This window comes from Clostridium sp. AM25-23AC (assembly GCF_003435125.1).
Classification (GTDB): domain Bacteria; phylum Bacillota; class Clostridia; order Lachnospirales; family Lachnospiraceae; genus Pilosibacter; species Pilosibacter fragilis.
The window spans coordinates 1-14515 of sequence record NZ_QWGI01000044.1; the positions used below are offsets into that span (position 1 = coordinate 1).

Consider the following 14515-nt stretch of genomic DNA (forward strand, 5'->3'; position numbering starts at 1 on the left):
CACGTTTTTCATTGATCAACACATCATATTCCCGTACATCCATGCCCCTTCTCCTCTCTGCTCGGCTCCACCTGCGCCCATGTGAAAAAGCTCGCTGTTTTCATAAACATTCTTTCTGTATCGGTTTCTTCTCCTTCTTTTGCCTTTTTTACGGCATGTTTCCAGATTCGAATCTTAATGGTCGATTTCTGTCCTCTTTTAATGGAAAATCCCAGATCCTTCCATACAAGGAAGGTGTGAATCTCTTCCGGCTCCGGAATCCGTTTCTTCTCTCCATCCTCTCCCTCGATTTCTAAGTAGTTCCCCGTTGTTCCGATGGTTCCGGCTTCCATGAGCCTTAGCCGCTCCTGTAAAATGATGGTCTCGTTTGTCATTTTTCCCCGGGGCAGTCAGTGACCGCCCCGGCTCCCTCCCTTCTGCTTTTAATCCTTAGAAAAATAAGATATATGGATGATCCCCAAGCTGGTCTTTTGGGGATACTGTTTCCGCGTTTACGGTCTGAATGGTTCGTGTTACTATGTCAATATTAAAATACTCCGGATGCGGAAGTAAAATCATCTCATGGATGGATGACGGAATCGCCATGATTGCCTTCGTGTTATGCGCTCTTGCAAACTCCTCCATTCGTGTTCTGTCAAGAATTCCGCTTGCTCCTCGATTACAGCTGTGATTCGTCACAATATACATGGCAATTTCTTCCGCTTCTTTCAGCACCTCATTCGGAAACATTCTTGACATCAACTGTCCAAAATTTTCGATTCTGGTATCATCATGCACATGTTCCATCGCAAGTTTCCACGCTTCCTCTTCCGGAATCTCCATCAACTCCAAAAACTCCTTATCAAAAAGGCACGACAACGTGCATCCATCTTCCTGCTCTTCCTTCAGGCACAGGCACGCTTCCAGATCCGGAAATTCTTCATAAAACCGTTTCGCAATCTCGTCCTCTGTCCGCTTTCTCAGCAAAACGCTGATGTTTGATAAAACATACCCACGGGTCAGTTTCTTTCCCAGATCTTTGATTTTTTCCGTCTCGTATGTGCGCTGATCCATTCCTGCCTGATTCTGTAAAACCATTGTATTTTCTAACATGATAAGGTCCTCCATTTTGCTTATTTCATATTGTTTTTTTCTGATTCGGTTCGCCAAAACCGTCTGGGTCGAACCCCAAAATGTGATTTTTTAGATTCTGAGTTTTTCTGGAGGGGAGCGTTTCGTTTTTTCTGCGGTCACCGCCTGCATTGTCCTGATCTCCTTTCTCTGTGCTTTTTTGAGTTCGTCGTCATCTATCGGGTTTGCGTGCATCCCTTCCATACCAACGCCGCCAGAATGCAAGGATCCGGAACGGATTCATTTTATCCTTGCATTCTGGCGGCGTTGGTATAGGATGCATCAAAGCAAACCGATGACGAAGAACGGAAAGCACAGAGAAAGAAGATCAATGCAGCACCGTGACCGCAGAAAAAACAGGGGATCCCTCTGGGGGATCCGTTCGAGGAGGGGGACTTTTCTTCTTCCTTCTCCGGTCACCAGACCGGAGGCCTGGGAGTTCGGGCAGGCCTGGGCCGGAGGCACAGTGGGAATGGTGCTTGCATCAAAAAAAGACCCTATGCATTTTTCAGCACAGGATCTCTTCCCTTCCGTATCATTCTGTTTCCATCCCGATCAACTCCAGGTTTCTTTCGATCTGATCCAATCGTTTCTTTTGCTCTTCGATGAATGCAGCTCCCTTTTTCGTATTCCGGATCCGGATCCGTGTTTGCTGTCGGATATCCTTCAACCCATAGCGAACTTCCGATAACAGAAGATCTCCATGAATCAAAAGGTGATCCAGCGCTCCAAAAAACGTTTTTCCAATATAAAAACGGTACGCTTCCCAAATGTCTTTTCCATCCCTCTCTGGATTCTTTCCTTCCTTCTTATTCATCAGCAGCCAGCAGAGATTTGGAAGCTCCGTTTCCGGGATTGCAAACCGAAACACAATCCATGCAGCAAGTTTCCGAATCTCATTCGGTACCGTTTTCGGCAGATCTCTGTCATATTCCTGAAGCAGTATTTCCATCCATGTTTCTTTCATCTCAAAATTCCCCCCTAATGAAAAAAGGAGCATGAAATTCATGCCCCTTTTTCCCCGTTCAACCGGCGCCAACATTCGCCGCAATGCGGGCATGGCAGTGGTAACGGATATCTGTTTTTTTCGTAGCGCATCCGGCTACCTTGTCCCCTTATCATAGCATAATTCCAGAATGCGGAAATAGTCTATAAAAAAAATCGACAACATTCGCATAGAAACCAGCTTGTTTAGCGCCGATAATTGTGTTATTATATATGCATAATCGTGTTACAAATCAATAACACAAATAATGTTATTATGATAATGAAATCTGTTCACCGAAAGGAGACTGCCAAATGTTTGGGCGAAAAAAGGTATCTATTGATTTTAAGCCTGTCTGTTATCAGTCGATGATTGCTGCAGCAAAAAAAGGAAACAGCTCTAATAGTGATGTAATTAACACGTTAATCGAGGTTTTCCTTCAGTCCTCTCCTGATGTCCTGCAGGATATTGGAACATGCTGCCAGCAACGTTACATTGCAGAAAAAGAGGCTGCCAATGCGCTTACAGGGTATTTCCGGGAAGAAAAGCTTTCTCTGGCCGAACAGTATTTAAAAATCACTGAATACTGCGGCGTTAAGCTTCCTGAGATTGACCCTGGCATGAAAAAAATCTATCTGAAGGAAGGATATGTGATTATTCCGGAGGATTGGATCGTTTTGCCAGATGTCTATGGCAGCGCAGATCAGTGCATGTATGCCGGCGTTGTAGAGTCACGTAACTGTGAAAAATATCATATCCCGCACTTTGTTTTTTTCTCCAATTTTGCATCTGCCTCCGACTATCCGGCAGATCTCGATGATAGAGTCTTCGCATCCTGTGCCTCGGTGTATTCTGATTTTGCGCGAATCTACAATATGCAGCGTCCAATCCCCGATGGCGATAGAACAGATCCAGAAGGTCTGGAACTGATCAAGCAGTGGTATGAGGCTCCGCAATTTGGTATTTTCCCCATCGAGGAAAAGGGGGATCCGACAAAGCCAGCTTATGATCCTCCATACGGCGCTATGATCGTCAGAGATGTGTAACATCAAAACCAGCTAAGTCCTTCTCTTACCGCATCCGATGAAGCCCTCACGATCGCATGCAGGGTAGGAACTTTGTTCCGGAGGGACGGCAGTCCCTCTGCATCAGACGGATTTATCCTTCTGATGCATGGGGGATAAAAGCTAAAAAATTCAGAGGCGGAAGCGATGAATTTTTCGCTTTGTAAGGGGGCACGCCCCCTTGGTGCGTAGGGGTATTTCCAAAGGGGAAGCAGCTCGCTGCCCCTTTGGACAAGGGAAACGTCGTCTGCTTACTGAACAGTGAGCAGACGACGTGGTGGGAGTTTTTGAAAAAAACTGCCATACCTTTATATGGCAGAAATGGAAGAGCTGGCACTGTCAGAGTCCCATTGAGAGCGTCGAGCGACCTTTGGGGACCTGACAGTGCCAGCTCTGGAATGGATGACATATCACAATCTAAGGAGAGAAAGCATCATGGCAAGCATGGAAAAATATACGGATAACCAGGTCTTGTATAAGCTGAAACACGTTACCAGGGAGTCCGGAAAACTTCCCAGCAACATTGATATCGACCATGCACAGTCCGCAAAAAACTATTCGCTGACTCCATCGGATCGAGGCACAACCGCCGCCGAAAACCGGCGGTATTATAATCAACGGATAAAAGAAGTATATAAATATGGACGCAGCGATGTTAATACTGCAGTCCAGTGGGTGATCACAGCCCCAAAAAACCTTCCTGCAGAACAGGAAAAAGCATTTTTTTTAGAGTCCTACCGATATCTCAATTCCCTGTATGGCGAAAAGAACTGTATTCAGTGTGTCGTTCATATGGATGAAGGAGTTAAGGATTCTTCCGGAAATCATGTGGCTGGACAACATCACATGCACTATACCTTTATTCCGGTCGTACAAAACAAGTCCTTTATGAAGCCAAATAAGAAGGGAAATATCATTAAACAGAATACATTTGAAGAAAAAATTTCCGCAAATGACCTTCTTAATAAAAAACACCTGCAGGAATTCCATCCCAACTACCAGAAATGGCTGGATTCCCATGGATTCCATGTCAATGTGAATTCCGGTATTACCGAAGGAAGGAATCGAACCGTTGAAGAATTGAAGTTAGAGACCCGGACAATGATAAAAGCCAGGGAAGAATTTCAAAGTCTCAAACTGGAAAATGAAGCATTAAAAGAAACCATTCGATCATTAGAAAAAGAACTGGAAAGAAACAAACAGGCCGATATCGAAATGGAATGGGGATCTGGATCCTCTTCTTCCTGGGGCACGCATTCCGGCTGGTAAAAGAAAGGAGCAAACAAATGAGTGAAGATTTGAAAGAAGATTTGCATTATTACATACACCACTATAAAGTAGTTTCGTTCGCCATTCTGGCTGTAGTGTTTTACTTTTTATCTTTTGTGATCGGATTCTTCCTATTCCGTTCCAACAGTGACAGTATCATACGCTTAAGTTTCGCCCACTACCGGCATACAACGCACTTTTTTTTCATCATCCTGTGGTGTTATCTATATTTCCGTACCATCCGAAATATCCGGTATCGTGATCTCACAGGACATTCCTCCTACACCAAAGATCACGCACATTATACGAGAAGCTATTCAGAGCTGGTTGATTACTTCCAGGATGCCAACCCATACCAATTAGATGTATCAACCCTTCCCATCGAATCCTGGCGTGACGCGGAAGGTGTCATTCTTGGAAAAGTCGGTATGAGACTAATTAAAAGAGACTCGGATGGTGAAGGAAATTTGGCACTTTTCGGCGGTCCCGGTACACATAAAACCACTAGCCAGATCATCCCAACTGCTTTACGATTCTCCGGTTCCGTCTTGGTCATAGACATCAAAGGAGATATTTTACACTGGACCCGTGGAAAAAGAAAGATCAAAATATTTAACCCGGAAGATCCTCTCAGCTGTCATTTTGATCCTTTGCATGGGATTGAAGCCATGTCAATGACCGAAAGAGAGTCCCTGCTCCACTCTTTCGCTTCCGTAATTTGGGAAGAAAATCCGAAGGACCGATATTTTATTCCAGGTGCTCGCGACTTTTTTTGCGGTATTGCTCTCTACATGCTGCATGAAAATATCCAAACCTCATTTTCAGAAATTATCTATGCACTTTTACATGGAAATGCGATCCAGTGGGTGAAAACGATCGTTAATAGCGATTGTAAAGAAGCAAAAAATTATCTTGCCAGCTATTATGGAACCAACGAAGTTAATGTATACGGCTGCTATAATACCGCCTGCGTTGGTATAAGAAACTTTACCGCAGGAGCGTTAGATACCCTCCTGGATCACTCGGAAAATACCCTTTCCCCTCAGGATCTTGAAGATGGATACGACATTTATATCGAACTGCCACAAGACAAGATTGAAAAATATTCGAAAATATCATCAATCATGATCCAGACCTTCATGACATCTTTTTTGCGAAGACCGGACGTATCTTCCGGAGAAAAAGCACGACCAATTATTTTCTTACTGGATGAATTTGCGCAGCTCAATTTTGACTGGGATATTTTATCGACCGCCTTCTCAACGCTTAGAAGCAAAAGAGTCTCTCTATTCGTTGCGATGCAATCTATCGCCCAGTTGGAAAGCAAATACAAAGAGAACTACAGAAGTATCATCAATAACTGCAAATACGTTTCCATCATGGGTGCACAGGATCCAAAAGACCGGACGTACTTCCAGCAGTTTATCGGTACAGAAAAAGTGTTAAAAATCACCAGCTCCCAGAATGGAAAAGTTGTTTCCCGAACGGTATCGGAAGCAAGAGAATACATCTATCAACCAGAAGACTTTGGAAATCTCGGTGAAGACGTCGTGATCTGTGCAGACGGAAAACACATACAAGCTCAAAAAACAAACTGCTTCGAATAGGATTTTACGGTGTAAGAAAAAAATCGTTGACAGCACAACGCGAAGCGGATAGGCTGGTCGAGTCTAGGAAACGGCTTCAGGGCAGACTTTCCCTGCAGATGTCTGCAGAAAAGCCTCCCCCGAACCGAATCAACTGGCCGTATATCGCCTGAGGTATCCGTATTCCTGTCCATCTAGCTCAGCAATCACACGATCGCCGTACACTTTCTACACGCGCCAAACGCCTCTCCACGTGCTTAACCTTTCGGTATATCTATGTATTCCCTCTGCTCTCAATACCATATAGCAGCGCGTATCTTGCCCCCACGGGATAGTTTTAACCATGCCAGGCAAGCGCCTGGTGTAGGCTTATCGAGGTCTTTCTTCCGCCTTCAACCCCTGACGTCACTCCTGCAGGATAGACTGGTCTGCAGGAGACCGGAACCATTCTCCTGAATGAGCTGGCTCAGACTCCAGATTATTTATACTGGCCAATGTCGTACCAGATAACCAATGGCATCGTATAGTATGTACCATACCATGGTCCTCTCATCTTAAAGATGAGCAGAAAAACAAACAAAAAAGCCGCAACAGCAATAAGCCAATGCACATACACACACCAACTCATCACCATTACGGCGTTCTTATCAGCAAAAGATAGTTTTTCCCTTAAATTTGGGATTGCAAAAAGAACCTTTTTACACTATAATAATAGAGAAGGTTATAAGCTAATCCTGCTATGGGTATGGGGTGTTAATGCCTAAGCTATCCGGAGTCGCCAAACTCCAAAAGCTTTCATATTGTTTTGAAAGAGTTGCCACGCCAATGGCAGCTCTTTTTTTGTCTTCGTTTGTCTTTTCCATATTACATCATCCATAAAAAAAAATCAAGAAAATTAAACTATTTTCTTGATTTTTTTAATATTGCAAATTGAGATATTATGTATTATGATATATGTAAATACATATATCAATTTTAAAAAATATTAAAAAAATATTATTTAAAATATTATTTAATATTTTTTTAATATTAGTTAATTGTCAATTCTCCAAAGGAGGAAACACGTTTATGGCAATAAAAATTGCTCTCGCAAACATGAAAGGTGGCATTGGAAAAACGACATCTGCCCTTTGTCTCGCCGATGTCTTGCAGAAAAAAGGAAAAAAAGTGCTGCTCATTGACACGGATCCGCAGCGAAGTGCAACCGGCATTTACAATGCCTCTACCAATTCATCCACTTTGGCAGATATGATGTACTGCAATACGGATGCCTCAGAATGTATTCAACATACTTCTCTGGGTGATATCATCGCATCCGATCAGGCTCTGCAAGATGCTGATACGCAGATCAAAGCAGATGCTGATCGATTCTACCATATTTCTGATGCCTGCAAGTCAATCGATTCCTTATATGATTTTATCATTTGTGACTGTCCACCAGGGAATGGAGTTATGTTAGGAAATGTACTATCATACGTAGATTACATCATCATGCCAATCACTGCCGATAAATTTGGGATTCAGGGAATGCTTGATTTCGTTGAGGTAATGAACAGTTACAAAAAGCGTATCAATCCAGGAATTAAAATTCTGGGAGTTGTAATGATCAAATACAAAGGACGGCAGTCCCTTACCAAGGACCTGGAGGATCATTTGATTCCTGAGATCATCGCAAATATGGATACCAAATTATTCCATACGAAAATAAGAGAATCCGTTAAGTGCCAGGAGGCACAAGCGCTGAACCAGAATCTCCTTCAGTATGCTCCCAGCTGTACAACCGCAGTTGACTATGTACAGTTGGCTGACGAAATTTTAAAGGAGCTGAGAGATGAAACACGGGTACAGTAATAGCGTTAAGAACTCGTTGATGGGACGATCTGCAAAAATCGAACCGCCGATAAATGCCGAAGGCCTTGATACTTCTATTTCCGAGAAGGAACAACCTGAGACAGCTTCTGATGTTTTATCTGAAAACAAAGATTTGGCTTTAGCAAAAGAAACCATTTCTTCTTCCGAAACAAAAAAGCGCGATCCCGGTCGTCCAACCAATGAGTCCAGAGGACTCAAAAAAAGAAAGCAGCTCACGATTACCCTATTTGAAGATATGCACGCTGAGTTCCTTGCATTGGCAAATCAAGAAGGGCTTTCATTAGCTAAATATATCGAACGGGCTTTACTTGAGTACAAGGAAAATCATCAACGCTAATCGATTATTCAATATTTAAAAAATAGTTTTTTAATATTAAGTAACTATTTATCTAATATTAAATAATATTTTTTTAATATTAGATAAATGTCCATAATTACGATCGTAGAAAGAGGTAACCTATGTTCACTGAAAAAATAGAATTGGTTTTAGTAAAAAGAAAAATGTCAAAGACCGAGTTGGCTCAAAAGCTCGGCATATCTATGCAAAGTCTCTATGGGCGCATGAAACGTGATAATTTTTCTGAAAACGATATGGCACATATTGCAGACATCCTAAATTGTGATTTCAATGTCACAATGACACTTAGAGATACGAAAGATACATTCTAAGGAAGGTGTTTTTTATGGGAAAGAAAACTTATAGATTATTGGAAGAGCATATTATCAAGATGTTCGAAACCGATCGGCTCTTTAACTATTATGGGAAACTTTGTGAAGTAATAGAGGCTGGAAAACCGAGACCTCAAGGTGGCGAAGGTGAATGTAAGACTGACGTTTTCGTTCGTTCAAAAGTCCAGGATACTGCAGAAGAAGTTGTATTAAAAATCTCAGTCAAAAATTGGAACAAAGAATTTCTTGAGAACAAACTAAGGAAAGAGACTATGGAAGCCTATTTGGGTCCAGATTGGGAGTCTGTTCTCATCGAAGCAAGTTCTTCAATTAAAGATTCTTTTGAAAATAGACCTCTTATATATCCTTCAGGTTCAGGGAACATAAAGCCAAATTCCATTACCGTTGGTTGGAAACTTGAAATTGCAGATGAAGAGCGGGCGTTGTCTGCGCTTATACCTTTAAATGATAAGCAAATCAAAGATTACGTTTACAAAGGTACCAATTTAACTGCGCCAAAAAGAGATTCTATTGTAAATGGGCGAGTTGTTCCAAACTCAGGAATCGCAGACTATCTGCTTACCACAAGCATTGAAAATATTAAATCATCGAATGACATCATTGGACAAATGCAGTTAATTGATGATCTCCACATTGGAAATACATACTTTATTTTTACTGCCAATAACTATCGAACAGATGTACAACGCGCTGATGGTCCTAGATATTTAGCAGTCAGAATTGAATGGGACATAGTGGATGGAAAAATGGTTCCAAAATTCCATTATGATCAACCTTTACATTTCACTGGTCAAAACGATATGGCTCCATTGGTTAGGCGTGCATTGCAATATCTTGGCAAGTTAAACGCAGCCGATCTGGAACCTGGTATAGATGTTGATGAGCATCTAATAAAGATTAAATGAAGGAATGCATAACATATGAACATTATTAGTTTATTTTCTGGATGTGGAGGACTTGATCTCGGATTTGAACGAGCGGGATTTGATATTCCAGTAGCAAACGAGTATGATAAAACCATTTGGGAAACCTTTAAAATAAATCATCCCAAAACACATCTCATAGAAGGTGATGTACGTCAGATCACCAAAGAAGATATCTTGCCCTATTTATCAGGTGATGTAGATGGAATTATTGGAGGACCGCCTTGCCAGTCCTGGTCCGAAGCAGGAGCATTAAAAGGAATCGAAGACGCACGAGGACAACTATTTTTTGATTATATTCGTATTCTCAAAGAATTTAAGCCGAAGTTCTTTTTAGCGGAAAATGTAAGTGGCATGTTGGCAAACAGACACTCGGAAGCTGTTCAAAACATCCTGAAGCTTTTTGATGAGGCTGGATATGATACATCTTTAACTCTGGTTAATGCAAAAGATTATGGCGTTGCCGAAGAAAGAAAGCGAGTATTTTATATCGGATTCAGAAAGGATTTAAAGATCGACTTTGGATTTCCTGAAGGCTCAACAAAAGATGATTCCAAAAAAATCACTCTCCGGGATATTATATGGGACTTGCAAGAAACTGCCGTCCCGGCTGCTGAAAAGAACCACCATAATCCTGACGCAATCAACAATAATGAATACTTTACCGGAGCTTACTCTCCAATATTCATGAGTCGAAATCGAGTAAAAGGATGGGACGAGCAGGCTTTTACTGTACAAGCATCCGGTCGCCAATGTCAGTTACATCCACAGGCTCCGAAGATGGTCCGCTACGGAACTAATGATTGCCGATTTGTTGAAGGTATGGAAGATCTATATAGGAGAATGACCATTCGAGAAGTGGCACGGGTCCAGGGATTCCCAGATGATTTCAAATTTATCTATAAGGACACAAATAACGCCTACAAAATGATCGGAAACGCGGTACCTGTTAATCTTGCCTATGAGATTGCAACAGCCATTAAGCTTTATCTGAATGGAGAGGGCGCCAAAGTTGTTACAATCGATAAATCCGATAAATCCGATAAATCAAAGAATAAAAAATAATATTTTTCCGTGGATAAACACTCGGTTCGGGGAAAGTAGGGCAGCTCCTTTTTAAAGGGAATCTGCCCCCTCTATTTTTATGATAATGCAAAAATCAACTCAAGATTTCCCGATGGTATTTTCCTTCCACAATCCAGTTGCACCATGCGCACCAGCGGTGTTGCCGAATAGTTCGTATAATGATGATTATACGAACTACTTTTTGTTGACTTTCCGGCAAAGTGTGAATATACTTGAATATATACGAACTTTTAAAGGAGAAATAACGAACTTATGGCAAACAAAACGACCGTTGCCCTGACGCTGGAACAGTTCCGTGAAATCATAGATACGATGCGATCCGGAGGCTCCGGTTTCCGACCGAACAACCGGATCGCGGCCTGTCTCGTTCTGGAAGCGAACCTGGGATTGCGAATCGAGGATATCCTGCAGCTTCATTTATCCGACTTCATCAAAGATGGATCCAACTACCGAATCAACATCACAGAGCAGAAAACGCAGAAAAAACGGACATTCATTGTCCCACTGGCCGTCTATCAGTTTATTTTCATGTACTGTAGCGAAAACAGCATTGGGAAAACAGACGTCATTTTCCCGATCACCACGCGGGCCGTCCAGAAGCATCTGCAGAAAGTTGCGGATTATCTGGGGTATGAGAACATTGGGACGCATTCCTTCCGGAAGTTCTTTGCTTCCGATCTTTATGAATCAAATGGTCACGATATAGAGTTGGTGCGAGAACTCCTTCAGCACAGCTCCACGGTGACCACTCAGCGGTATATTAAGAGATCTTCTCAGGCAGTTGAAGATGCGATCCAGAAACATGTTTTCATCATATAATCATTAAAAGGCGTAGCTGCTCAACCAAATGAACAACCACGCCTTAGTAATTTTAATCAAAATATACTGCGATTCGTCCCAAGTTGTCAATGACCCTTGCATGACCTTCCAGTCGCGATAAGATCACATCATTGCTTGGAACGGTGTAACCGGTTCGATCACAATACTCTGCCAAGACTCCATATTTCTTATATGAGCCAATCATATAAATATCTTTCTGCGGATCCATGATATGAAATGTTTCATCATGAGATGTTGCTTCATGGCTTACCCATATTCCATTTATACAATACACTGCGTACGTGTGATTCGGTGCGAATGCGCATGTAGATTGTAAACCAACGCACCAGGCTAATAAATTAGCTGCATTTACAAAACCTGAACATACCGCTTTGCCATCGACCAGGCATCCATCTGCAAGACTACACCTATCGGTTGTATTATCATATTCCGCCTGATTGACACGTCGCGCGATCCTTACCGCTTTTTCGAAATCTGATGCATTTTTCCAATCGAAGCTATTGAGAAAATCCCGTATTTCTTTTTCCAACGCTAATGTTCTAGCATCATTTTCAATCGCCTGATATCCTGGCATTTGAACTCCTGCAAGTCGTCCAACTGCATAAATTGGCTCTGAACCTATATCCGCTGCAGTCTGATAAAGAATGTTATGGTCATTAGCAGCTTTCGTCATTACATAATCTCCCGTGCCGACATATCCATATTTTTCATTTCGCGCATTTTCAAGTTCTGGATGTTGTTCCCACAGAAAATATCTTGACCATTTGGTTCTTAAACTTCCGTTATCGGTAAATACAAACCAATCTTTTAAATATGCCAATGGATACTGATCGGGATCAGAAGTTTCTGGAGTGTTGACATTTGTCTGTATGATACCGTCTATAGTCCAAGCTCCGTGATAATTTACTTTGTAACCGTCTGGCGTTATGGTACTCTTATACATAATTCCATTCGGATCAAAGCAATAGCACTTTCCGTCAATCCATTTCCATGATGAGGTCACATAGGTACCGTCACTGTTCTTGTATTTCCATACGTCCCATTCCGGCTGCTCCCAGTCCGCAAATGCAGTCATTGTGGAAAAAGACAAACTTGCAATCATTGCAAGAGCAGCAATTCGCATTAACATGTGTTTTCTATTCTTCATACAAATTCTCCTAAAATGACTTTTCCTTGACTCTTTTCCTTCGGAATGATTTCCATTATTCCTGTGTTTTGACATTCAGCGCAGCCGTCAGCTCCGCAATTTTAGCCTGGAGGTTCTCGATCTGCGCCTGCAGGCGAGCATTTTCTTTGTCCGCTTCCCGGATTGTGATGTTCATTTCACGTTCTTTCTTTGCAACTTCATTCGCGCAGGAAAGTGCAGCATCCTTCTGAGCGTCTGATATTTTTCGTTCCATGTCTGTTTTGAGTTCACGAATCTCTGTCTCATGGTCCTTCTTCAGTTCAGCCACTTTTCTGTCGGATGCCTCCTGTGTAGACTTTAATGTCCGATCTGCTTCCTCTTTGCTTGCCTTTAATTCCCGTTCAAACCCCGCTTCTAAATTTTCTACATCCTTCTGCAGCTCGATAATTCTTCCCTTCGCCGCTTCTTCGGATTGTTTCAACTCATCGTATCCCTCTGCCTTACCTTCTGCGACAGCAAGCTTATCGGCCAGCGTTGCAATCGTCTTATCCTTTTCTTCAGCCAGCTTTAATGCCGTTCCTGCCTGGTCCTTCGCCACGGAAGCCTCTTTAACCGCCTGATCTGCAATTCGATCCGCGTTAGCTGCTGTTGTCTCCGCAATCTCTTTATCCGCTTTTAGCTGCGCAACTTTTTCCTGCAATGAAGCTATGGTCTTATCTTTACTTGTCAGTGCTGAAGCAAATTCTTCCCTGGCACTTTCTCTCGCTGTATTATAATCCTCCACGCTCTGCAGATACGATTCCATGATTTTCTTTACATGCATTTCAAACGTCTCGATGTCTTTCGCACTGTTCGGCACCATAGCCTTTGCCCGGTTTAACTCCAGCACCTGAAGCATATGGTCAAACCCCTGTGCCTGGTTCATCCCATTTTCCTCGCAAAACTTTCGGAATGCGTCCGCTGATTCCTGATCAATTCGGAAGTTCGTCTGCTTAATGTCTCCCATTTTTCTTTCCTGCCTTTCTATTTGGTTCCCGTTCGATTTGTTACTATAAATATATCATGAGTGAAAGTTCTTGTCAAGTTTATGTTATACATTTGTTATACTATGTTATTGTTATATATTTTGCTGTGTTTTTATCAGGAAGGTGTTTTTTTGAATTTGTGTCTTTTGGGCAGCGCGCGAACATTTGGCTAAATTCGAGTGTATCTAGTTGGCATGTGCGCATTCAGTCAGGTCTATGTCTTGAGTCAAGTGCGGGTGTATTCAGTAGTCGGCTGTATATAAGCTTTGTTTTAGTATCCGGCAGTCATTCTTTCTAATGTTATACATTTGTTATTCAATGTTATTGTTATGCATAATTATTGATTTAGTGGGTATTTGACTCTTCTTGCACTCCCGGGAGGGTCAAGGGAGGGGGCGGGGCCTGAAAGGCCGGGGAGCTTCGGGGCCTCCCTTGTGCCGGGGCACTCGTCCCCGGCATGTCATTTAAATCACTCCAGCCTCACGCAAACTGTAAAACTTTCCCGACCAGGCACCGCCCACGATCACATGGTCAAGAAATGCGATCCCGCATAAATCCGTTGCCGCTTTGATTCTCTCTGTAACGATCCGGTCCTCTCTGCTCGGCTCCGGCTCTCCACTCGGATGATTGTGTACCAACGCAATTCCCACAGCTCCGCAAAGCAATGCCCTTTGTAAAATCTGTGCCGGATTGAGTGCCGCCTGTGTGTACGATCCACGCGAAACTTCAAAGATTCCAATCAAATGATTTTTTGCATCGAACGCGAGAAGCCATACATGTTCTTCTGGCAGTTGCTCCGCATGATAGAGCCAACGAACCGTCTGACTGATCTTTTGCGGACTGCAATAACAGTCCGCATCCGTCAACCCCGTGTTCCGGATCTCTTTGAGATACGGAACACGTTTTTCATTGATCAACACATCATATTCCCGTACATCC

The 14515-nt window shown here is 42.6% G+C and carries 17 protein-coding genes; 9 read left to right on the forward strand and 8 right to left on the reverse strand.

Going from position 1 to position 14515, the window contains the following annotated elements; genetic code table 11:
* Positions 1-23: 23 nt before the first annotated feature.
* The 4 genes from DW677_RS16605 to DW677_RS16615 form a co-directional block, all read right to left on the reverse strand.
* A complete protein-coding gene (locus DW677_RS16605) occupies positions 24-374 on the reverse strand; it encodes an ArdC-like ssDNA-binding domain-containing protein (protein ID WP_117567844.1) in 351 nt (116 codons plus the stop codon).
* 55 nt (positions 375-429) lie between these two features.
* The gene (locus DW677_RS16610; protein WP_117567845.1) at positions 430-1092 is read right to left on the reverse strand and encodes a DUF5688 family protein; all 663 of its coding nucleotides are present in this window, start codon (positions 1090-1092) and stop codon (positions 430-432) included.
* Positions 1093-1182: 90 nt separating this feature from the next.
* Entirely contained in the window at positions 1183-1314 is a 132-nt protein-coding gene (locus DW677_RS19120; RefSeq protein WP_278287003.1) for a hypothetical protein, read from the reverse strand.
* 331 nt (positions 1315-1645) lie between these two features.
* The gene (locus DW677_RS16615) at positions 1646-2077 is read right to left on the reverse strand and encodes a hypothetical protein (RefSeq protein WP_147324978.1); all 432 of its coding nucleotides are present in this window, start codon (positions 2075-2077) and stop codon (positions 1646-1648) included.
* 332 nt (positions 2078-2409) lie between these two features.
* Between DW677_RS16615 and DW677_RS16620 the strand changes: the two genes are divergently transcribed.
* The 3 genes from DW677_RS16620 (at position 2410) to DW677_RS16630 (ending at position 6035) form a co-directional block, all read left to right on the forward strand.
* Entirely contained in the window at positions 2410-3141 is a 732-nt protein-coding gene (locus tag DW677_RS16620) for a hypothetical protein (protein ID WP_117567847.1), read from the forward strand.
* A 453-nt stretch (positions 3142-3594) separates the two neighbouring features.
* Complete coding sequence (locus DW677_RS16625; RefSeq protein WP_181968388.1) at positions 3595-4428, forward strand: plasmid recombination protein; 834 nt, start codon at positions 3595-3597, stop codon at positions 4426-4428.
* A gap of 17 nt (positions 4429-4445) precedes the next feature.
* Positions 4446-6035, forward strand: a complete 1590-nt coding sequence (locus DW677_RS16630; protein ID WP_181968389.1) for a type IV secretory system conjugative DNA transfer family protein — start codon at positions 4446-4448, stop codon at positions 6033-6035.
* A gap of 716 nt (positions 6036-6751) precedes the next feature.
* On the opposite strand, the gene DW677_RS19125 is transcribed toward DW677_RS16630, so the two are convergent.
* On the reverse strand, positions 6752-6877 hold the full coding sequence (locus tag DW677_RS19125; protein ID WP_278287004.1) for a hypothetical protein: 126 nt from the start codon (positions 6875-6877) through the stop codon (positions 6752-6754).
* 205 nt (positions 6878-7082) lie between these two features.
* Between DW677_RS19125 and DW677_RS16635 the strand changes: the two genes are divergently transcribed.
* The 6 genes from DW677_RS16635 (at position 7083) to DW677_RS16660 (ending at position 11404) form a co-directional block, all read left to right on the forward strand.
* Positions 7083-7865: a ParA family protein gene (locus DW677_RS16635; protein ID WP_117567850.1), complete on the forward strand. Its 783-nt coding sequence runs from the start codon at positions 7083-7085 to the stop codon at positions 7863-7865.
* Positions 7846-8223 carry a hypothetical protein gene (locus DW677_RS16640; RefSeq protein WP_117567851.1) on the forward strand — a complete coding sequence of 126 codons (378 nt, stop codon included), beginning with the start codon at positions 7846-7848 and terminating at the stop codon, positions 8221-8223. Before DW677_RS16635 ends, DW677_RS16640 begins: the two co-directional genes overlap by 20 nt.
* A 122-nt stretch (positions 8224-8345) precedes the next feature.
* Positions 8346-8555, forward strand: coding sequence for a helix-turn-helix transcriptional regulator (locus tag DW677_RS16645; RefSeq protein WP_117567852.1), 210 nt, complete (start codon positions 8346-8348; stop codon positions 8553-8555).
* A gap of 14 nt (positions 8556-8569) precedes the next feature.
* Positions 8570-9481: a hypothetical protein gene (locus DW677_RS16650; protein WP_117567853.1), complete on the forward strand. Its 912-nt coding sequence runs from the start codon at positions 8570-8572 to the stop codon at positions 9479-9481.
* Positions 9482-9496: 15 nt separating this feature from the next.
* Positions 9497-10564, forward strand: a complete 1068-nt coding sequence (locus DW677_RS16655; protein ID WP_117567854.1) for a DNA cytosine methyltransferase — start codon at positions 9497-9499, stop codon at positions 10562-10564.
* Between the two features lie 273 nt (positions 10565-10837).
* Positions 10838-11404 carry a tyrosine-type recombinase/integrase gene (locus DW677_RS16660; protein ID WP_117567855.1) on the forward strand — a complete coding sequence of 189 codons (567 nt, stop codon included), beginning with the start codon at positions 10838-10840 and terminating at the stop codon, positions 11402-11404.
* A gap of 52 nt (positions 11405-11456) precedes the next feature.
* Here DW677_RS16660 and DW677_RS16665 read toward each other — a convergent pair whose 3' ends face one another.
* From DW677_RS16665 to DW677_RS16675, 3 genes are all read right to left on the reverse strand, one after another.
* Complete coding sequence (locus DW677_RS16665; RefSeq protein ID WP_117567856.1) at positions 11457-12572, reverse strand: hypothetical protein; 1116 nt, start codon at positions 12570-12572, stop codon at positions 11457-11459.
* 55 nt (positions 12573-12627) lie between these two features.
* Positions 12628-13557 carry a hypothetical protein gene (locus DW677_RS16670; protein ID WP_117567857.1) on the reverse strand — a complete coding sequence of 310 codons (930 nt, stop codon included), beginning with the start codon at positions 13555-13557 and terminating at the stop codon, positions 12628-12630.
* A gap of 483 nt (positions 13558-14040) precedes the next feature.
* Positions 14041-14515 (reverse strand): JAB domain-containing protein (locus DW677_RS16675; protein ID WP_117567858.1); only part of this gene is annotated, 475 nt, incomplete at its 5' end.

What these genes read in the sequence shown, in the direction of transcription:
- DW677_RS16605 (WP_117567844.1), bottom strand. Translation starts at nt 374, where the DNA reads ATGACAAACGAGACCATCATTTTACAGGAGCGGCTAAGGCTCATGGAA.
- DW677_RS16610 (WP_117567845.1), bottom strand. Translation starts at nt 1,092, where the DNA reads ATGTTAGAAAATACAATGGTTTTACAGAATCAGGCAGGAATGGATCAG.
- DW677_RS19120 (WP_278287003.1), bottom strand. Translation starts at nt 1,314, where the DNA reads ATGGAAGGGATGCACGCAAACCCGATAGATGACGACGAACTCAAAAAA.
- DW677_RS16615 (WP_147324978.1), bottom strand. Translation starts at nt 2,077, where the DNA reads ATGAAAGAAACATGGATGGAAATACTGCTTCAGGAATATGACAGAGAT.
- DW677_RS16620 (WP_117567847.1), top strand. Translation starts at nt 2,410, where the DNA reads ATGTTTGGGCGAAAAAAGGTATCTATTGATTTTAAGCCTGTCTGTTAT.
- DW677_RS16625 (WP_181968388.1), top strand. Translation starts at nt 3,595, where the DNA reads ATGGCAAGCATGGAAAAATATACGGATAACCAGGTCTTGTATAAGCTG.
- DW677_RS16630 (WP_181968389.1), top strand. Translation starts at nt 4,446, where the DNA reads ATGAGTGAAGATTTGAAAGAAGATTTGCATTATTACATACACCACTAT.
- DW677_RS19125 (WP_278287004.1), bottom strand. Translation starts at nt 6,877, where the DNA reads ATGGAAAAGACAAACGAAGACAAAAAAAGAGCTGCCATTGGCGTGGCA.
- DW677_RS16635 (WP_117567850.1), top strand. Translation starts at nt 7,083, where the DNA reads ATGGCAATAAAAATTGCTCTCGCAAACATGAAAGGTGGCATTGGAAAA.
- DW677_RS16640 (WP_117567851.1), top strand. Translation starts at nt 7,846, where the DNA reads ATGAAACACGGGTACAGTAATAGCGTTAAGAACTCGTTGATGGGACGA.
- DW677_RS16645 (WP_117567852.1), top strand. Translation starts at nt 8,346, where the DNA reads ATGTTCACTGAAAAAATAGAATTGGTTTTAGTAAAAAGAAAAATGTCA.
- DW677_RS16650 (WP_117567853.1), top strand. Translation starts at nt 8,570, where the DNA reads ATGGGAAAGAAAACTTATAGATTATTGGAAGAGCATATTATCAAGATG.
- DW677_RS16655 (WP_117567854.1), top strand. Translation starts at nt 9,497, where the DNA reads ATGAACATTATTAGTTTATTTTCTGGATGTGGAGGACTTGATCTCGGA.
- DW677_RS16660 (WP_117567855.1), top strand. Translation starts at nt 10,838, where the DNA reads ATGGCAAACAAAACGACCGTTGCCCTGACGCTGGAACAGTTCCGTGAA.
- DW677_RS16665 (WP_117567856.1), bottom strand. Translation starts at nt 12,572, where the DNA reads ATGAAGAATAGAAAACACATGTTAATGCGAATTGCTGCTCTTGCAATG.
- DW677_RS16670 (WP_117567857.1), bottom strand. Translation starts at nt 13,557, where the DNA reads ATGGGAGACATTAAGCAGACGAACTTCCGAATTGATCAGGAATCAGCG.